This is a genomic window from Alistipes sp. An116 (genome assembly GCF_002161005.1).
GTDB lineage: Bacteria > Bacteroidota > Bacteroidia > Bacteroidales > Rikenellaceae > Alistipes > Alistipes megaguti.
The window spans coordinates 1-19229 of sequence record NZ_NFLR01000030.1; the positions used below are offsets into that span (position 1 = coordinate 1).

20 protein-coding genes and 3 pseudogenes are annotated in these 19229 nt (G+C 51.2%); 5 read left to right on the plus strand and 18 right to left on the minus strand.

From position 1 onward, the window contains the following. Positions 1–272: 272 nt before the first annotated feature. A pseudogene (locus tag B5E60_RS12865) lies at positions 273–410 on the plus strand (ParA family protein); the annotation flags it as partial. 322 nt (positions 411–732) lie between these two features. Here the strand turns inward: B5E60_RS12865 and B5E60_RS12870 are convergent. The 3 genes and pseudogenes from B5E60_RS12870 to eno all read right to left on the minus strand — a co-directional run. Continuing rightward, positions 733–2001 (minus strand): annotated as a pseudogene (locus B5E60_RS12870) (glycoside hydrolase family 2 TIM barrel-domain containing protein); the annotation flags it as partial. Beyond that, the gene (locus tag B5E60_RS12875; RefSeq protein ID WP_143260769.1) at positions 1896–2381 is read right to left on the minus strand and encodes a glycoside hydrolase family 3 N-terminal domain-containing protein; all 486 of its coding nucleotides are present in this window, start codon (positions 2379–2381) and stop codon (positions 1896–1898) included. The pseudogene B5E60_RS12870 and the gene B5E60_RS12875, both read right to left, overlap by 106 nt. Positions 2382–2622: 241 nt before the next feature. After that, positions 2623–3909, minus strand: a complete 1287-nt coding sequence (gene eno / locus B5E60_RS12880) for a phosphopyruvate hydratase (protein WP_087312262.1) — start codon at positions 3907–3909, stop codon at positions 2623–2625. 345 nt (positions 3910–4254) lie between these two features. Here eno and B5E60_RS12885 point away from each other — a divergent pair, with 345 nt between their 5' ends. Continuing rightward, entirely contained in the window at positions 4255–4881 is a 627-nt protein-coding gene (locus tag B5E60_RS12885) for a hypothetical protein (protein ID WP_087312264.1), read from the plus strand. A gap of 136 nt (positions 4882–5017) precedes the next feature. Here B5E60_RS12885 and B5E60_RS12890 read toward each other — a convergent pair whose 3' ends face one another. Then, entirely contained in the window at positions 5018–6226 is a 1209-nt protein-coding gene (locus tag B5E60_RS12890; protein ID WP_087312266.1) for an S-adenosylmethionine:tRNA ribosyltransferase-isomerase, read from the minus strand. 68 nt (positions 6227–6294) lie between these two features. On the opposite strand from B5E60_RS12890, the gene nadB reads away from it, so the two are divergent. Next, complete coding sequence (gene nadB / locus B5E60_RS12895) at positions 6295–7851, plus strand: L-aspartate oxidase (RefSeq protein ID WP_087312268.1); 1557 nt, start codon at positions 6295–6297, stop codon at positions 7849–7851. 3 nt (positions 7852–7854) lie between these two features. Next, positions 7855–9438 carry a peptide chain release factor 3 gene (locus tag B5E60_RS12900; RefSeq protein ID WP_087312270.1) on the plus strand — a complete coding sequence of 528 codons (1584 nt, stop codon included), beginning with the start codon at positions 7855–7857 and terminating at the stop codon, positions 9436–9438. Between the two features lie 243 nt (positions 9439–9681). Here the strand turns inward: B5E60_RS12900 and B5E60_RS12905 are convergent, their stop codons facing one another. The 13 genes and pseudogenes from B5E60_RS12905 to B5E60_RS12950 form a co-directional block, all read right to left on the minus strand. Further along, on the minus strand, positions 9682–10065 hold the full coding sequence (locus B5E60_RS12905; protein WP_087312272.1) for an A1S_2505 family phage non-structural protein: 384 nt from the start codon (positions 10063–10065) through the stop codon (positions 9682–9684). Between the two features lie 45 nt (positions 10066–10110). Beyond that, the gene (locus tag B5E60_RS13840; protein WP_143260770.1) at positions 10111–10395 is read right to left on the minus strand and encodes a hypothetical protein; all 285 of its coding nucleotides are present in this window, start codon (positions 10393–10395) and stop codon (positions 10111–10113) included. 84 nt (positions 10396–10479) lie between these two features. Beyond that, positions 10480–10698 carry a hypothetical protein gene (locus B5E60_RS13845; RefSeq protein ID WP_143260771.1) on the minus strand — a complete coding sequence of 73 codons (219 nt, stop codon included), beginning with the start codon at positions 10696–10698 and terminating at the stop codon, positions 10480–10482. Between the two features lie 380 nt (positions 10699–11078). Beyond that, positions 11079–11237: a hypothetical protein gene (locus B5E60_RS14110; RefSeq protein WP_164496860.1), complete on the minus strand. Its 159-nt coding sequence runs from the start codon at positions 11235–11237 to the stop codon at positions 11079–11081. Next, a complete protein-coding gene (locus tag B5E60_RS12915; protein WP_087312276.1) occupies positions 11224–11805 on the minus strand; it encodes a zeta toxin family protein in 582 nt (193 codons plus the stop codon). The genes B5E60_RS14110 and B5E60_RS12915 overlap by 14 nt, the downstream gene beginning before the upstream one ends. Before the next feature lie 161 nt (positions 11806–11966). Then, the gene (locus B5E60_RS12920) at positions 11967–12617 is read right to left on the minus strand and encodes a hypothetical protein (protein ID WP_087312278.1); all 651 of its coding nucleotides are present in this window, start codon (positions 12615–12617) and stop codon (positions 11967–11969) included. Between the two features lie 24 nt (positions 12618–12641). After that, the gene (locus tag B5E60_RS12925) at positions 12642–13349 is read right to left on the minus strand and encodes a hypothetical protein (RefSeq protein WP_239403353.1); all 708 of its coding nucleotides are present in this window, start codon (positions 13347–13349) and stop codon (positions 12642–12644) included. Positions 13350–13361: 12 nt separating this feature from the next. Continuing rightward, entirely contained in the window at positions 13362–13673 is a 312-nt protein-coding gene (locus B5E60_RS13850; RefSeq protein WP_143256533.1) for a hypothetical protein, read from the minus strand. A gap of 639 nt (positions 13674–14312) precedes the next feature. Beyond that, entirely contained in the window at positions 14313–14426 is a 114-nt protein-coding gene (locus B5E60_RS14500; RefSeq protein ID WP_087312292.1) for a DUF3871 family protein, read from the minus strand. Further along, positions 14426–14677, minus strand: a pseudogene (locus tag B5E60_RS12935) (DUF3871 family protein); the annotation flags it as partial. The gene B5E60_RS14500 and the pseudogene B5E60_RS12935, both read right to left, overlap by 1 nt. Continuing rightward, positions 14655–15383 carry an ATP-binding protein gene (locus B5E60_RS12940; RefSeq protein WP_087312280.1) on the minus strand — a complete coding sequence of 243 codons (729 nt, stop codon included), beginning with the start codon at positions 15381–15383 and terminating at the stop codon, positions 14655–14657. The pseudogene B5E60_RS12935 and the gene B5E60_RS12940, both read right to left, overlap by 23 nt. A 199-nt stretch (positions 15384–15582) precedes the next feature. Then, positions 15583–16218, minus strand: a complete 636-nt coding sequence (locus tag B5E60_RS12945) for a PliI family lysozyme inhibitor of I-type lysozyme (protein ID WP_143260772.1) — start codon at positions 16216–16218, stop codon at positions 15583–15585. Between the two features lie 263 nt (positions 16219–16481). Further along, positions 16482–16931: a hypothetical protein gene (locus B5E60_RS12950; protein ID WP_087312284.1), complete on the minus strand. Its 450-nt coding sequence runs from the start codon at positions 16929–16931 to the stop codon at positions 16482–16484. A gap of 247 nt (positions 16932–17178) precedes the next feature. Between B5E60_RS12950 and B5E60_RS12955 the strand changes: the two genes are divergently transcribed. Beyond that, entirely contained in the window at positions 17179–17658 is a 480-nt protein-coding gene (locus B5E60_RS12955) for a hypothetical protein (RefSeq protein ID WP_087312286.1), read from the plus strand. 47 nt (positions 17659–17705) lie between these two features. Here B5E60_RS12955 and B5E60_RS14505 read toward each other — a convergent pair whose 3' ends face one another. Continuing rightward, a complete protein-coding gene (locus B5E60_RS14505) occupies positions 17706–18134 on the minus strand; it encodes a hypothetical protein (RefSeq protein ID WP_446698005.1) in 429 nt (142 codons plus the stop codon). Between the last annotated feature and the right edge of the window lie 1095 nt (positions 18135–19229).

The following is a 19229-nucleotide window of genomic DNA, read 5'->3' on the forward strand; positions in this document are numbered from 1 at the left end:
GCCTCCGGAGGACATCGGGAATCAACCCCCGAAAACTGCATTACCTTGCAGGCAAACGTCCAACAATCCATCCATGAAACTGCTATTGTATTTGTTCATTGATCCTGTTTTTCAGGATTTCGGGAACAGTTTCCGCCATCTGTTCCTTCACGATGAGATACTTCCCTTTGTTCGTGCCGGACCCTATTCCTGAATTCACGAACTCGGGAGTTCGTGCGTGAACGCACTCTTGAACAAACCTGTTAAATCGCGCCTTACAGAAGAAACAAATTATGGAAAACACACCTGTAAGCATTGCCGTATGCAATCAAAAAGGCGGCGTCGGAAAATCAACCTTCACCGTTCTGCTTGCCAGTCATCTCCACTATACCTTGCAGTGGGGCGTGCTGGTTGTCGACTGCGATTATCCCCTAATCGTACCCAAGAATCGGATATCAAATTTATTGGATCTTATTTTGAGATGAGAAACATATAACGTATCTTTGCTTTGTAGCAAGGGAAAGTATTGGGACGTAAAATTACTCCAACAAACCAGTGACCCGACAACAAAGAATCAGCTATAACACATTGATATATAGAGGCAAATAATTTTAGGTTCGAGCCCCTTCTTCCACCCGCAAGGGCCTCTTGAAAAAAAGAGGCCCTTTTTGTTGTCTATTGGCAGGAGAAGAGGGGGGGGGCTTCGAGGCTGCCTCGGGGTTGCTCCGGAAAGCCCGGCCCCGGCAGGTCGCCTCACTCCGCCGCAATACGCAGCTCGGCCGGCTTCAGCCCCCGGGCCGTTACCCGGACCAGAATCTCTCCCGGACGGTCGTCGTTGCCGACAATCGCCGTCAACTGACCGCTAAACAGATGCATGCGGGGCTCGCAGAAGGACTCGAGCGACGTAGGATCGCCATTGGCCATGGCCCGGAAATGGCCCGCTCCCGAGACCTCGACGCGCACCTCGCGCCGATCCGTCGGCACCGGATTTCCCGCAAGATCCACTATCCCGACCGTCACATATGCCAGATCCCGTCCGTCGACGGCCAATACCGTCCGATCGACCGACAACTGCAGGGTCCGCGCCTCACCGGCCGTACGCACGACCCGTTCGGCCGCCTTCCGCCCCTCGGCATCGCAGGTCACGACACGCACCTCGCCCTCGCGTCCCGGCCAGGTCCAGTGCGGCAGGAGGTGCAGCGTGGGCGACTCCCGGTTCCAGACGCTGCGGTAGAGCCAGTAGCGGTCCTTGGGCAGCGACGCCAGGTCGATGATTCCGAACATCGAACTGTGGTTGGGCCAGGCGTCGGTGTGGTAGGGGGTCGGCTCGCCCAGATAGTCGAATCCCGTCCAGACGAACTGTCCGATCAGCCAGGGGAGATCCTCCCCGGCGGCAAAGTCGTCGTCGGGCGTATTCGACCATCCGCAATACTCGACATCGTACCCCGACGACTGATGGTCGGCATGCAGGCGGTCGGGACCCGCCTCGACCGGGAAGTGGTAGACGCCGCGCGACGAGACCGTCGAGGCGGTTTCCGAACCAAGCAGGATGTTCTGCGGCAGGCGGTCGTAGGCCTCGCGGTAGCGGTGCACCCGGTAGTTGAGCCCGGGGATGTCGAAAATGGCCGCAAAGCCGTTCGACAGCACGTCGTCGACCTGATCCATGCCACAGGTCACCGGGCGCGTCGGGTCCTCGCGGTGGCAGATCGACTGCAGCCACGAAGCCGTTCTGTAGCCCTCGGCCGTCGACTGCGTGGGCACCTCGTTGCCCACGGACCACATCACCACCGAGGGGTTGTTGCGGAAATGGTGCACCATGTTGACCAGATCGCGTTCAGCCCACTCCGCAAAATAGCGGTGATAGCCGTTCCGGCACTTGGCCACCTCCCACTCGTCGAAGGGTTCGATCATCAGCATCAGCCCCATCTCGTCGCAGAGCTCCACGAGCGCCTCGGCCGGCATGTTGTGCGACGTGCGGACGGCATTGCACCCCATCTCGCGCAGCATCGTGAGCTGGTGGCGGGATCATCCTCCGTTACGCGGTTCGTATCGTACGGCCGGTCGAGGCATCCGAAGGCCGAAAGCGTCTGCAGGATGTGGCACACCTTCTCATTGAGGTCTCTTTCGCGGATCACACCGCTCTCCAACAGCGGCAGTAGCTCCTTTTCGTTGAAGTACCACCCCTTGGGCATCTCCAGATCGAGTCCTCCGCGGGCGATTCCCGACGCCGAATAGGTCGATGTCCAGTCCGACATCACCAGCCCCCGGAAGCCCCAGTCGCGGCGCAGCACATCGACATGGAGCCAGCGGTTCTCCGAGGCGTGCACGCCCCAGATGAGGTTGTAGCTGTCCATGACGGCACCGACGCCGGCCGCAGAGCGGACTGCGGCAGATATTGACACCGGGGCCGAGCAGGATCTCCACCTTCCGGGGCGAATTCTCCGCCGTATAGCCCTTCACCGCGGCGGATTGTCCCCGGGCGGCCGAGAGCGAGAGAAGCAGCATCGGAATCGAAAGAAGCAAAGAAAAGAAAGAGGGAAGGAGTCTGATCCTTCCCTCTTTTCCCTGTATCGGGCCGGGAGTTGCGCAGCAGGGTTTCCGATTCCTTCGAATCGCCCCCTCCGCCGCACCCTCCCGTGCGGATTACTTGCGGTAAACCTTCTTGTAGCCGTAGATAGCCTCGTCGCCGAGCTCCTCCTCGATACGGAGCAGCTGGTTGTACTTGGCCATACGGTCCGAACGCGACATCGAACCGGTCTTGATCTGGCCCGAGTTCGTAGCCACGGCGATGTCGGCGATCGTCGAATCCTCGGTTTCGCCCGAACGGTGCGACGTTACCGTCGTGTAGCCGGCGCGGTGAGCCATCTCGATGGCGTCGAGCGTCTCGGTCAGCGTACCGATCTGGTTAACCTTGATCAGGATCGAGTTGGCGCAGCCCATCTCGATACCCTTCTTCAGGAAGTTGACGTTCGTTACGAAGAGGTCGTCACCGACGAGCTGGCACTTGCCGCCCAGTTCGGCGGTCAGCAGCTGCCAGCCTTCCCAGTCGTTCTCCGACATACCGTCCTCGATCGAGTCGATGGGGTACTTGGCAACCAGACCCTTCAGGTACTCGACCTGCTCCTTCGAGGTACGCTTTGCACCCTTCTCGCCTTCGAATACCGTATAGTCGTAAACGCCGTCCTTGTAGAACTCCGACGAAGCGCAGTCCATACCGATCATGACGTCCTTTCCGGGAACGTAGCCGGCCTTCTCGATGGCCTTGATGATCGACTCCAGAGCGTCCTCCGTACCGTTGAGTGCGGGAGCGAAGCCGCCCTCGTCACCTACGGCCGTCGAAAGTCCGCGCTCGTGGAGCACCTTCTTGAGGTTGTGGAAAACCTCGGCACCCATGCGGACACCCTCCTTGAGCGAGGGAGCGCCTACGGGACGGATCATGAACTCCTGGAAAGCGATCGGGGCGTCGGAGTGCGAACCGCCGTTGATGATGTTCATCATCGGAACGGGCAGCGTCTTGGCGTTGGCACCACCGATATAGCGGTAGAGGGGCATTCCGAAGTAGTCGGCAGCGGCGCGGGCTACGGCCAGCGATACGCCGAGGATGGCGTTGGCGCCGAGCTTCGACTTGGTCGGCGTGCCGTCCAGAGCGATCATGGCCTTGTCGATGCCGACCTGATCGGAGACGTTCATGCCGATGATGGCTGGAGCGATCACCTCGTTGACATTCTTCACAGCGTTGAGAACGCCCTTGCCCAGGTAACGGTTCTTGTCGCCGTCGCGGAGCTCCAGGGCCTCATTCTCGCCCGTCGAAGCGCCGCTCGGAACGGCAGCACGACCGAAAGCACCGGATACGGTGCGAACTTCGACCTCAACGGTCGGATTGCCTCGCGAGTCGAGGATCTCTCTTGCATGAATCTCTACAATCTGCATAGTTGTAATAGTTTGAATGTTATGTACTTGAAAATACTTTTCCTTCAATGGCACCGCAAAGGTACAAAATAATCGCGAATAACGGTTTCAATATTGTTATTTTTTTCACGGCGCCGACACCGCAAGGGGCAGCCGTCCCGGAAGCACAACGTGCAAAGGTCTCTCCCAAGCCGCCACAGGGAGGCAAAACCCGCACCGTAACGTGCAAAAAATGCCGCCGCGGCAGATCGGCGGCTCGGAGATTTCCGAAAAAAACGTATCTTTGGACTTCGGAATTCGTCCGCATCGGGCGTCGCCCCGCCGGGAGTTGCGCCGGGCGGACAATCCGGCAAGAGTTACCCATTCATGAAACGACTGATTCCGCTTCTCTGTCTGCTGTTGACGGGCCCGTGCGTGTGGGCACAAGGCTTCGAAAAGAATCTGCTGGGCGTCCGGACGGGCCTCGAAGTGGCCTACATCCGGGCCCGGGGCGAATATGTCCGCGGAACGACCGATCCGCGCCTCGGATTTCGTTTCGCCGTATCGGACCAGGTGCTGCTGTGGCGCGGTCTACCTCTTTATATAGAGAGCGGCGTCGACTTTTCCAGTCGCGGAGGGCGTTATGAGGGCTGTTCGTTCCGGCCGATGTATCTGCAGGTTCCGCTGCTGCTCACCTGGCGCTTCGGGATCGGCAAACAGAGCTGCATCCGCCCCTTTGGCGGCCTCTGCTACGGCGTGGGGATCGGCGGCAAGGCCCGCACGGCGGACGCCTGGAGCGATCTGTTCGGAGCGGCGGGATTCCTCCGCCGCAGCGATCTGGGCATCCGGCTCGGTGTCGAGGTCTCGATCCGCCGGATCTGCATCCAGGCCGGATTCGACGCCGGATTGTGCAATCTCTTTGCCGGAAACGGCAGTCAGACTCCGCTACTGCCCGCCGGGATCTCGGATTTGCGAAGCCGCAGCGTCTCGGTCGGCATCGGGTACGACTTCTGACCCGGGCGGACGACATGCCCGGCTCCGAAGGGCCGTTCGCACACCCCTCCACCGAACGATCCGTCCTACAATAGCGGACGGGCCACTCCCGTCAGGAGAGGCCCGTCCGATCACTATCCGGCCCCGTCGTCAGTCCCTACCGCATGAGCACCGACGAATCGCCGTAGCTCAGGAAACGGAAGCCGTGCGAAAGGGCATAGTCGTAAATGCGCCGCCAATCGTCGCCCACGAAGGCCGAAACCAACAGCAGCAGCGTCGATTTGGGCTGGTGAAAGTTCGTGACGATGTTGTGCACGATGCGGAATTCGTAGCCCAGCGGCGTAATCATGATCTGCGTGGCGGCCTTCAGCCGGTCAGTCCCCTCACGATCCATCCAGGCCAGCAGGTCGCCGAGCGCCTCACGGCCCGTATAGTCCGACGGGATGTCGTAGAGTTCCCACTGGCCGATCACGCGGTCGGCATCGGGCGTCCCCGCGGTGCGGATGCGCCAGCCAAGCGCCGTGAGCGACTCCAGCGTCCGCACCGAGGTGGTGCCGACGGCCGTGATGTGGCCCCAGCGTTCGAGCAGCCGGGCCACCGTTGCGCGGCGCACCTCGAAGTGTTCGGTGTGCATCGGATGGCGGGCGGCATCCTCGTCCTTCACGGGCAGGAACGTCCCCGCCCCGACATGCAGCGTCACCTCCTCGAACTCAAAGCCGCGCTCCTTCATCGCGTCGATCAGTTCGGGCGTAAAGTGCAGTCCGGCCGTAGGAGCTGCCACCGACCCCTCGAACTTCGAATAGACGGTCTGGTAACGCGTATTGTCGATCTCCTCACTCTCACGGTTCAGGTAGGGCGGGATCGGGATGCGCCCCAGATGCTCCAGCAGCTGGCCGAAGGTCATCGGCGCCGTCCACTCGAAGCGCACCGTGCACTCGCGGCCGCGATCCTCCGTAAGCCACGCCCGGAGATATTCGGCCCGGCCCTCGTGTTCGAAGTTGATCTCCACGTAGCCCTCCTTCCACTTCTTGCGGTTGCCCACGATGCACGACCACTCGCAGCGGCCCACGACGGCAAAGGCCCGCTCGTAGTCGGCCGGGCGGTGCGGTTCAAGGCAGAAGACCTCGATGCGCGCGCCCGAAGGCTTGTGCATGATGATCCGCGCACGGATCACCTTCGTGTTGTTGAAGACCAGCAGTTCGCCGGCGGGCAGCACCTCGCCGATATCGGCGAAATGACGTTCGGAGATCTCGCCGCCACGATAAACGAGCAGCTTCGAGGCACTGCGTTCGGCCAGCGGGAATTTGGCAATCCGCTCGTCCGGAAGGTCGTAATCAAAACGGTTTATGTCGATGTGTCTTTCCATTTTTGCCCGTAATTTTGCGGCAAAGTTACGATTTTTTGTAACTTTGCGACGCTTAATGTTCAAAAACGATGAAAACCGACTTCCTGGTTATCGGTTCCGGCGCCGCGGGTCTCTCCTTCGCGCTGAAAGCCGCTGCCCACGGACACGTTACGATTGTGACCAAGGGCGAAATGAATGAGTGCAACACCAACTACGCACAAGGCGGTATCTGTTCAGTCACCTACGCCCCCGACACCTTCGAGAAACACATCCACGACACGATGGTCTGCGGCGCGGGCAAGTGCGACCCCAAGGCCGTCGAGCTGGTCGTACGCCGCGCTCCGGAGCTGATCGCCGACCTGATCGCCTGGGGGACGCGCTTCGACAAGGCCCCCGACGGACGTTTTGAACTCAACCGCGAAGGCGGCCACTCCGAACACCGGATCCTCCACCACGAAGACCTCACGGGCGCCGAGATCGAACGCGCCCTCGTGGAGTCGGTCCGCAAGCACCCCGACATCACGGTCCTCGAGCACCACTTCGCCATCGACCTGCTCACGCAGCACCATCTGGGCGAATTCGTCACGCGCCACACGCGCGGACTGGCCTGCTTCGGGGCCTACGTCCTCAACATCGACACGAACGAGATCGAAACCATCCTCTCGAAGTTCACGATCGTCGCCACGGGCGGCTGCGGCAACGTCTACTCGTCGACCTCGAACCCGATTGTCGCCACGGGTGACGGCATCGCCATGTGCCACCGCGCCAAGGCCATCACCGAGAACATGGAGTTCATCCAGTTCCATCCCACGACGCTCTACAACCCGGGCGAAAAGCCCAACTTCCTGATCACCGAGGCTATGCGCGGCTTCGGCGCCATCCTGCGCCTGCCCGACGGCACGGAGTTCATGGACAAGTACCACCCGATGAAGTCGCTCGCACCGCGCGACGTGACGGCCCGGGCCATCTACCGCGAAATGACCCGTCTGGGCATGGACTACGTCTACCTCGACGTCACGCACAAGGATCCCGACTCGGTGCGCAGCCACTTCCCCAACATCTACGAGAAGTGCCTCTCGATCGGCATCGACATCACCAAGGACTGGATCCCCATCACGCCGGCGGCCCACTACTGCTGCGGCGGCGTGAAGGTCGACACCAACGGTGAGACCTCGATCCGCAACCTCTACGCCCTGGGCGAAACCTCCTGCACGGGGCTGCACGGCGCCAACCGGCTGGCCTCCAATTCGCTCATCGAGGCGGTGGTCTACGCCGACCAGGCCGCCCGCCATACGGCCTCGCTGGTCGACAAGGTCGATTTCCAGGAGGGGATCCCCGACTGGGACTTCGAGGGAACGCAGCACACCGAGGAGATGCTGATGCTGATCCAGTCGAAACGCGAGGTGCAGCAGATCATGACCAATTACGTGGGCATCGTGCGCTCGAACCTCTCGCTCAAACGCGCCATGCGCCGTCTGTCGATCCTCTTCGAGGAGACCGAGGAGCTCTACAGCAAAACCAAACCCAACCGCGAACTGTGCGAACTGCGCAACATGATCGCCGTGGCCTACCTGATCATCAAGCAGGGGCGCGAGATCAAGGAGTCGGTGGGATGTCACTACAATATGGATTACCCGAAAGCCTGATACATGACCCTACAGGAAGAGATCACCCGACGGCGGACCTTTGCCGTCATCGCCCACCCCGATGCGGGAAAAACCACCCTTACCGAAAAACTGCTCCTCTTCGGCGGCGCCATCCACGTGGCAGGAGCCGTCAAAAGCAACAAAATCAAGAAGGGAGCCACCTCCGACTTCATGGAGATCGAGCGCCAGCGCGGCATCTCGGTGGCCACGTCGGTGATGGGTTTCGAGTATGAGGGCCGCAAGATCAACATCCTCGATACGCCGGGCCACGAAGACTTCGCCGAGGATACTTACCGCACGCTGACGGCCGTCGATTCGGTGATCATCGTCATCGACGGCGCCAAGGGCGTCGAGTCCCAGACCCGCAAACTGATGGAGGTGTGCCGCATGCGGCAGACGCCCGTGATGGTCTTCATCAACAAGCTGGACCGCCCCTCGAAGGAGCCCTTCGACCTGCTGGACGAGGTGGAGAAGGAGCTGCACATCCGCGTGCGGCCGCTGACCTTCCCGATCTCGAACGGCCCCACGTTCAAGGGGGTCTACAACCTCTATGAGCGCCATCTCTCGCTCTTCACCTCGGACGAGAAATTCACGGCCGACGCCTCGACGGTCGAGATCTCGGACCTCTCGTCGGCGGTGCTCGACGACCACATCGGAACGAAATACGCCGACCAGCTGCGCCAGGATGTCGAACTGGTCGAGGGCGTTTACGACGAATTCGACCGCGAAGCCTACCTGCGCGGCGAACTGGCCCCGGTCTTCTTCGGATCGGCGGTGAACAACTTCGGCGTGAGGGAGCTGCTCGAGTGCTTCATCCGCATCGCCCCGTCGCCGCGCCCCTCGCAGACCGAAACCCGCACGGTGGAACCTGCAGAGCCCAGGATGACGGGCTTCGTCTTCAAGATCCACGCCAACATGGATCCCAACCACCGCGACCGCATCGCCTTCCTGAAGATCTGCTCGGGCATCTTCGAGCGCAACAAGAACTACCTCCACGTGCGCAGCGGCAAGCAGATGAAATTCTCCTCGCCGACAGCCTTCATGGCCGAGAAGAAGTCGGTCATCGACACGGCCTACCCGGGTGATATCGTGGGCCTTCACGATACGGGCAACTTCAAGATCGGCGATACGTTCACCGAGGGTGAGAAGCTCAAGTTCACGGGCATTCCGTCGTTCGCCCCGGAGCAGTTCCGCTACATCGAGAATGCCGACCCGATGAAATTCAAGCAACTGGCCAAGGGCATCGACCAGCTGATGGACGAAGGCGTGGCGCAGCTCTTTACGTCGTCGCTCAACGGCCGCAAGATCATCGGTACGGTCGGAGCGCTGCAGTTCGAGGTGATCCAATACCGTCTGGAGCACGAGTACAACGCCGCGTGCCGCTGGGAGCCGATCTCGATCTACAAGGCCTGCTGGATCGAGAGCGACAACGCCGCCCAGCTGGCCGACTTCAAACGCCGCAAACACACCAACATGGCCGTCGACAAACACGGCCGCGACGTCTTCCTGGCCGACACGAGTTATGCGCTGGCGCTGGCCCAGGAGAACTTCAAGGATATCCGCTTCCACTTTACCTCGGAGTTTTAACGAGTGACCCAGCAGGGGGGGGGAAGCGCGAAGAACCGGCGAGCAGGAAAGAACCGGCGAGCGTGAAAGGACCAGCGCTGGTTGTGATCCCGACCGACCGCAAAGAGAGCCCGGTGCAAGCCGTGAAACCCAACCGGCCGCAGGAAGGACCTGGAGCAACCCGAAAAACCCGACCGGCAAAGGTACACATAAACAGAAGGGCGGAGCGACATCAGTCGTTCCGCCCTTTTCGCGTCCGCATGTTCAACAGCCGAACAGCATCCAGAAGCGACGGGGCAGCGAAATATTCTCCACATCGCGGGCCGCGGCAAAAAGAGGCGCTATCTCTTCCGGCGAAAAACCCGCGATGCCGCAACCGATCTCGGTGACGAGAAACTTCAGCTGCGGATGTTGCCGGGCGAAGGCAATGAATTCGTCAACATAGGGGCGAATGGTCTCCACGCCGCCCTGCATGGTCGGGATGGCATAACTCTGCCCCTGCAGGCCGACACCTTGCCCCCAAACGGCTCCGAACCGCTGGAGGGCCAACCGGGCGGCGCCACCGGCGTGCATCCCGGCAAGGTTGCTTCCGAAGACGAAGATCTCGTCGGGATGGAGTGTTGTCACGCAATCGGGAGTAATTCTCATGACAAACTAACTTTTGCTAAATCATCAAAAGCCAATTCAACAATTTTACCAATCTTCAGTATTGTTATTGGCTTTCACCTTTTCAATTATTTCAGATAGAATGTTATTATATAGCTCTCGATGGCGTATTTTGCCTCTGCATTTCGAACAGATCCACCGGAATAATTGAAAATAAATTGTTTTTGTAAACTCTTTATAATCCTTAGGATTGGCAAATACAACCACACGAGGAATCATAAAACGATGAACACCAATATTTGTTATTATAGGTGCATCTATCCGAAATTTGCCATCTTTAACTTCAAACCTCAATGTAAAATCCAAGTCCATGATAAAATTTACCAAAGGACCTGCCTTAAGTCTATAGAGATCCAGTTTATAAGATGACACCATAATTTGATTCTCATTGACAATTCAACTATTGTCATTATCAACTGGTAATGTATTTTGAATACAACATCTCAGATCAGACAAAATTTCCTTACCTGTTTTATTTTCATCAACAGCGACAACCACAAAGTCCTTACTTCCCGCAAATTTAAAACCATGCGAGGTTAATTCAAAATAATTTCCGGCTATAACATTAGCAATTGCCCTCAAAAAAGACAACAAATACAAAAAAAACTTTTTCATAGCATCACAATTTCTCATAAAAAAGGCTCGGCAATCATGTGATTGTCAAGCCTTTTATTCAGTCGGGGTGACTGGATTCGAACCAGCGACCACACGCCCCCAGACGTCACAAATCACCATTAAAAATCTATTAACCAGACAATTGCATCAACAAACTATCTACGGTTTACACGGCAGTTTACACGGGTGCAAAACCACGGTTGGTTAAACAATAAGTGAATTGTGTTGATATGACATAAAAGAAAGGACAAACTTTCGCAAAGGGGCTCAAATATGCCCCCTTGCAAAGTCTGTCCTTGGAAAAGATTGATTGCTTTTGTCTCTATAAACAAAAATCCTCGACTGCATGGCCGAGGATGTATCGTTAATATAGATATGGATTATTTGAGGTCTTTGGCTTTTACCCGTACAACCTTACCATCACGCACAATCACCAATTCCCCGTCCTCTTTTTTTGTCTTTTCAATCAGACGTTTGCGGGCAAGCAAAATCCCTGCATTAATCTTTTCCTGCATTTGTTTGATTTCAATCTCGCTCATGGTCTGTAATGATTTTATAAGATAACGTATCTTCAATTTGAATTGTTGCATCCTTCTCTCCTGATGCAATGATTTTAATTTCTGCGTCTGCCGAACTATTGTCGTATATCGTCCAAAAATCGCAAACGGGTGTATAAAGCATTGTCAAGTTGCATAGTCCGTTTGCATAACGACGGCGAATTACATCCGATGGGATATTGTGGCCACCCTCGCTTACCCGTGTTGCAACGCGCTCGATCGCTTGTTCGGGTGTCGGCAACCAGAAATAAAGCAAGGTTACGAAATAGCCTTTTGCGTGAGCCCGTTCGATAAACTTTACATAGGAACGGGTTGCCAATGTCGTTTCAAAAGCAAAATCCGCACCCTCTGAAAGCAAATCCTCCATGCGTTGCAACATCAACCGTCCAGCCTCGATGGCCACACCTTCGGGATTGAACGGTGATAGCCCCTTTGCAATCTCGTCTGCATTGACAAACTCTTTACAACCGAGCATTTCGGGTAACACGGTGTAGGATGCAGTCGTTTTCCCTGCACCGTTGCAACCTGCTATGATATATAGTTTCGGCATATCGTATGAACAAAGATAGGTAATTTATATGAATTGTTCCAAATATTTCTCGTTGAAGCAGGAACCTGTCTATTGCCAGATAATAAAGGACAAACTTGTGCAGAGCGGTATAATATAGACCGTCTGCACAAGTCTGTCCTAATGCACAGTACTAATATCTTTTATTGTCTAAACTCGACTTCGTCTACAACCAATTCCTGATTGCCGAATGTATAAAATCCAAATCCATTATACTGCAAAGGCATATAGCGAATTGTCAATATAGATACTCCATCGACTTTGAATGTTAAAGTCTGGCCGTCGCTGATCAAGGCCCACTCCATGTCCGAACGACGCTTACCTGTCCATTTGATACCTTGCATAATATCGCCGACAATCATATTGTCTTCATATCGAGTAAATTTGACGAAATCGTCATTGAAGGAGAATGCATAAAAATTACCTCCGTCTCGATAATTGAATACCAAACCGACTAATCGATCTTCTGCTAACTGTTTGACATTAACTTTTACCTGTATCTCGAAAGGTTTCATCACATCAATTGGAGCGTAGCAATGAGTTTCAAAGAAGGTATTTTCTCCTGCTTTTACAGATGTGCCAGATGCGGCGCTCATCACAGCAGATAAACCTTTTTTTTCACCTTTTGATTTAATGGTCATCACACCTTTGTCAATAATGGCGGTTCCGATACCATTCTTATATGCACATTCCGTCCACTCCAATGAGTTAGAATCAAATGTTTCTTTATATCCTTGTGCATTTACTGATACCGATGCAGAAAAAAGAACTGCACACAAAATAAGTTTTTTCATGATTCTTAAATCTGGGATTTATAATTATAAACTGTGCATTTTCCCTAATCGCGTCTGCAATTCCTGTAACATCGGCTCCAACTCTTTCACGATGCGGTCTACATTGGTAAATTCACCGTGTCTGGCGGCCATTGCACTCGCCACCTCGGATGAAACCTTTATCTGGAATGCAACTTGTGCAGGCGTAGATATATCTCTTACCGTAACACGTGTTCGCATTTGCTTGTCAGACAATTGGAAGGTCTTATAATGCCACGGAGTTTGTAAATAACCACCACTGTAATCCGTGGTTGCAATTTCCTCAAAATAATTTAAGAGAATTTGATGCAATAGTCTCCATGCTTTTGTAACATTGATTGTCCCTTGTTCATCAATCGTATATAGGGAATTGTCGAGTGTGACAGTCATAAATTTGTTGACTAAACCTGAAGCCGCAGTCGCCCGATAAAAACCATCATCTTGTAATGTATAAGAAACTGAACTCCGAACGTCGTCAGCATATATTTTCGTTTCAAGAGGCTTATATCCCTCACACTCGATTCGAATTGCGATAACATCTGTTTTCTTTTTGGGCCTGTTGAATTCTGCAAAGCCATAACCTACGAACTGATTATTGACAAAAATGGAGGCTTCTTTGGGCTGCGCCATTACTTTGAATGTTTTGCTTTTGGCACCGTTGGCAAGATTTAACCCACCTAATAAGAAGATGAGCAGTAAAAATAGATTTTTCATTGGAAATGTATTTTAATAAGTTGATAGTGTCTTAGAATCAGATGAATAGGTTTTATATTCATCCAAATAAATACTAATCTCAGATTTTATCCCTTTTGTGAAAAATCTGCGATTTACAAATGATATTCCGTCGTCAGTGCAAGAAACAACAATATATTTTTGTTTTCGAGGGATGGAATAATTGATAATACCATTACCTTGATATTGACCGTCTATGTAAATTGCCGCTTGATGCGGTTCACAATAAACTGTAATCCGTTGAGGTGCACATGAAAGCAAAAAGGAGGATGTAAACGCACAACTCCATAAGATCAGTTTCTTCATAGTAAGAAAATCTTACTATCCGCACCTCGATAGTGATTATAAAAAGCAGAAAGCGTGGTGCTGAAAACTTATTCTATTAGAGTAGGTCGTAGGAAACCTTGAAGATAAAATAAGCAACAACACCACGCCTATATCCATGAATGGATATGACGCGGCAAGATGTCAGCTAATTCCCTCTTCAGATTGAATTTCCTACGTTCACTCTAAAGGAATAAGCTACACTTTCCGTGTATTCAATATGTTACTGCAAAAGTAACATATTCGACGGAAATTACAAAACATCTTGCCCATTCGGGTGTTGTTGCTGATACAAATTTCGCTAAAACAAAGTTTTCCGACAATAGCAATTCGAGTGGAAAGTAAACTTTGTTCTTCTGAATTTGGGCAGATTTGCACGAATTTCAACTTTACGCCTGCATAAACCCTGAAATTCTGCTTTTCAGAACCCTGAAAACCTCGGATTCCGACTTTACGTCAGCATAAATTCCATATTCGCAAGTTGCAGATTTTGCAGCAAATTGTAAAGTGTAGATTATAAATAATATAGCAATCTCGCTATATATTAGTACGCTTTGTTTGGAGCATAAGAAAATACCCCTGCCGTCGTAAGACAGCAAGGGTATTCGTCTCTGTAAAGCGTTACTCCACAAACCAACTGTACTCGGTATCACCCTCCAAGGCCCGACCGATTCCTGCAATCAGCTCCGTTGCATTCAGCGACCTGTCAAGGAAGGTGTCAATATAGCGCCCAATACCGTTTCAATAAAACTCTGGTGGGAGATCGTCACCTCGTTGTCCTTGCTGAATACGGGAACGACACAATCGTTTTTCAAATGGGTTATATCGACAGGCTTGGTGTTGGCCTCGATAAAGTGACGGGTACGCGGTACACTCCCCAACGACACGATCGGCGTTGCGGGACGCTCCTCTACGATGGCTGCCTCCTCCACGGGAAGATTCAACCCTGCGGCAAATTCGGGTTCAGGCTGAAAGGCAGGAAGCATGGCTGTGGAGGTTTTGCGTGGAAGGATTCGATTGCGCGGTCTGCGTTAGGTTGCACCATTTGAGGATGGCTTGCCCCACGGCAGGGGTTATCGTGAACTCGGGACGGCCTGTAAAGAGCCCCGTTCGGTCTTTGGAGGTAGTGGCCTTGTGATTCATGGCGATATCCAGCACGGCGGTGAACTCATAGTCCACGTTATCGCGCTGTACGGCCTTCAAGCCCACCTTCTCGGGGACCATCTTGCCGTTCTTGTCCGAGAGGTCATAATCCTGCTTGGAGCGCATGGTGCAGATGATGTGGCACGAGGAGTTGAGAATGCGTTGGATGAAGGCATTCTGACGGGGTGTGACCTTGGCCCAGTTGGTAAAGGAGTTGCCTTGCAGGTTGGCGTGGAAATCGAGCAGGTAATCCCAGCAGTGGGAGATGCTGTCGATAACGATCACCTCGGCCCCTGCCTGTTCGCAAATACCGATGGCCTCGATGTAGGTCTCGGGGGAGTAGTCGGGCAGGGTGAGGACCTGATAACTGCCCAGATGGGCATAGAGATCGGCCGAACCGTTTTCGGAATCGATGACGGCAACGCGGGACCAGTCGGAGGTCATGCCGTAAGCGATGAGGAGCGAGGAGTAGGTTTTGCCCGACCCCGAGGCTCCAGCCAGTGCCAGCCTCATTTTGGCTGCACGGCGCATGGATGGACGTAATTGCATAAAGCTACAAATTAGATGATGAATAAATAAATACACTCATCATCCGTCTGTTGCTTTTGTTGTTTGCCTGGGAAAATTCCCGATAATCGGCTACAAAAAATCCCTCCCCGAAATTCGTTTTCAATCCAAACAGGGAGGAGGGGTGTTTTACGGAGTGTTTGTATGTAAGCAGAAGAAGGCGTCAGTTTATTTTATCAAATCAAAACTCCAAGACCTTGTCCACTTGCAGAACTCGGCAGCTTTCGCCATCAACCAGTTTGTATTGAATCTGCCGAGTCTTTCCCGTGGTCGGATTGGCGTTGCTGTCAGTCTCGTTGTAGATGGGGAAACGCTGGCAAAATGTATTTTCCACGATTGCCATCTGGTCATGGCCCATATATCCTTGGTTGAGCTCCTTGTTTTCTGCTACATCTGGCAGATAAACCTGACTTGCAGATTTGCCATTGTTTACTGAATAGCCAATCAACTTGCCATAGCTGCCACTTCCGTCGGATGTCAGATAAACAAATAGCTCTGGGTAGCCATCCACATTCAAATCGCCGATTTCCGCATTTGTAACGGTATAGCCTGTAATGTCGTGTTTGAAAGCCTCGTTGGTGACACTCAACCCAGAGGGCAATATAAGGAGGGTTTTATCCTCTACTTTTACCGTAAATGATATATTGCTCCCAGGATACGACAATTCCATCTTCTGAAAGCCAGTCGTTCCCTCTTGTGAGGATGCTGTTTCAATTTGAGGTGTAGTCTCGGCTTGCTTGCTCTTGTTGTTGCTGTTGCGGGAAGAACAAGAGGCCAACATAACACAACTGAAGAGAATAATTCCTGCTGTTTTCATATCGTTGAATTTTATTGTGTTTTCTCTTTCCAGAGCAAGACAAATATAAACCAATCTTTACTCAAAACCAAGTAAAATATCGCCTGCAAGGCTATTGCGGATTCAGAAGCTATGCGGATTGTGGAATAGATTAAATCTTTCCCGTTACATCATAGAATCATATTCCACAAAAATTCCTCCCCGAAATTCGATTTACAAACCGAATAGGGGGGAGGGGTGAGATGTTGAGGCTGAAGTATAGCTATTCTTCTCTGTTAATTCTGTTAATGCTGTCTTATAGCATTCATATATGCTGCAAGCCAATTACTATACCAAGTGATATTATTTTTTTGTGTGGTTATATTATTAACCTCTACATATACTTTTTTTTGTTTGCGGATATATTTTTCTTTACAGCCATTTGCCACCCATTCGTTGGGGGATAAATCTTGCTTTTCATCAAAATCCCAAGTTGTAATCATGTACCCAGAGTATGGCTCAACATTATTCGTAAATACAAAATCATCTATTGTGATGTCATATACATTTTCGAATTTCTGTATGTTCAAAGGTAGGTCAGCCTTTTCCCGTTCTATAATGCCTTGTTTAATCCATTCGGAATTATCCTGCTGTTCATGTACAGGATTGGATACTTGCCTTACATACCCAATTACAAGTATGGAAATAAAGAATATATTTAGTAAATAAGAAAGGATGTTAAATGCTTTTTTCATAATCGGGTAGTTAAAGGTTTAACGATTGGGTAATATTTGAGGGTAATAGGTTAGTGTCTATATGATTCTGTTGAAATTCTCTTTAGGATAGGTTCGTTTCTTTTGTTAAATATAATTATATTTTATGGTATCACAAACCAATTGGGGTAAATTATTTTGCTGAGTATGCAATGTTAGATTATATAATAACGTTTTTGGCTCAATATCTAAGGAATATTATTATATTTGTAAATAAACCTCACTCCCTATGAAAAAGTCATTATTTCTCATCCTTATTTCTTGTATGTCGTTTTGTGCAACAAGGACGGTTGCTCAATCCATTGATTCGTTGCAAGTGGTTGTTGATAGCTTATCGATAAAAGTAGTCAAATTAGAGCATGATTTGGCTTATTTGAAGGTAGATACTGATATAAGAACTTTGGACGCAAAAATAGAAATTCTTACTATGCGGACTGAAAATATATTGACAGATTTTCAGCTGGCAATTCTCACAAATAATAAAAGTGAAGCGAAAGTTTTATATAGAAATCTTTATCAATCTTATGAAGAAAGAATCGAACTTGCAAAAAAAGAACTGGATTCGTTACAAGAGCGTGTAATTTCAAATAAAGACTCGTTCTCATCTTTTGAGAATATGAACCTAACCATAAAGCTTCTAAGCATATTGTCCTCTTACAATAATTTGGAAAAGCAGATGTCTTTAATTGATGAGGCATTAGAGAGGTAGGCCTGTTGCCATTATAGCTAATTAGGAGGTTTTAGTCTGTCCTGTATCTAAAATGCGAAACTATCGAACTCTGATTCCAGCTGTTTTGTCCGTTCCAAAACTATATACTGTTCCTGCATATCGAGCATCTTTATAAAGTAGGGGATGGAAACCTTCTCGGGTAATTGCGTGCACCGCTTGTTGAGTTGATAGGTCAGGCTTATTGGCTCCGTATTTGGAACGCCTACGGCATTGTACTTGGTAAGCAATACCGATAATGCCACCTTGTTTCGTCTGGGTGCTGCCACTCCTTTGGCTTTACAGAAATCGCATAGCTCCTTATAAATGGCGGCTTCCGTCTGCTTAATGTCTGGCTGGATAAAGCAATCCGTCGTCAACTCATAGCCCTTTGCTTGTGGCTTTATAAGTCCAGCTTGTCGGCATTCTTCCAATAAAGCCGAAACGGTGTTGCGAGACAGGCCGAGTGCCTGGGCAATCTGGCTATTGCTTCATTGGATGGTATTCGTGTTGTTCAGGCAGATGGCCTTTAATAAGAGCAGAAATCCCGCCATCTTGGCGGAATAGTTCCTTGTAAAGAAGCCATTGTTCAGCAAGAAAAAATCCTTCTCGACTGGCTTTATCTGGTAACTGTTCCGCTTGATAAATCCACGGACAGCATCTTCCTTAATGGCAGTCTGCACGGTAAGACAACCTGCCTCTTTGAGCCGTTTGACAACACGGCGGATGGTCCGTTCATCCAGTCCTGTAAGAAGGGCCTGTTTCTCTTCGGTAATGTGAGAAATATTTGTCTTGTGGTCGGAGCAGCATTTGATGGTGGCTCATACATAAACATCGATGGGCTTACTGTTGCCCGTCTGAAACGTGACAATCGATTTGGGTATAGCGGTATAATTCATCGTTAGCAATGGAATTTTGAGGGTTAGTAAATAGAATCTCTTTTAAATGCAGCAGCTTTCGAAAACGGGCTACGCCATAGTGTTCTTTTGCCTGCTTGCGGTTCTCGAATCACTTGCGGTCTTTGACGTGGTAGTACATGGTCGGAACGACTTTATTAGGTAATGTATAAGTAGGTAGTGTATATATAGGACACTTTTGAGCAGTTATCATAGGACAGTTTTGAGCAACTGCCTGCCTACTATCTGAATGGATTGAATCTGGAATCTACCATCTTTTTTAATCTTGAATCTATATTTATAAAGGAGACTTTCATTTCACACTCAAAAAATGTGGAAAGACAGCGCAAAGAAAAGGCAGACGAATCTGCCTTAACAAAATTATCCCTATTTGAACGGTGGATGCCTTTCGTAGAAAAGTTATGCAAATATATAAAATATTTTATAATAAATCAAATTATTGAATAAATAATTGTGAAAATAATTCAGGGGAAATTCGTAATTTTGAAAGAATCATAAACCTCGTTAACTTATGAGCCTCGTATCATTTCCGCTTGATTTCATCAAGCAAGCCTTTCCTTATCTTGAAAAATACTATGAATTTTCGTGCTGGAGCATCAACGAGAATCTTGAAAGGGCTTGTTACGATAATGATTTAGTAGTCGATGTACTGCCGAA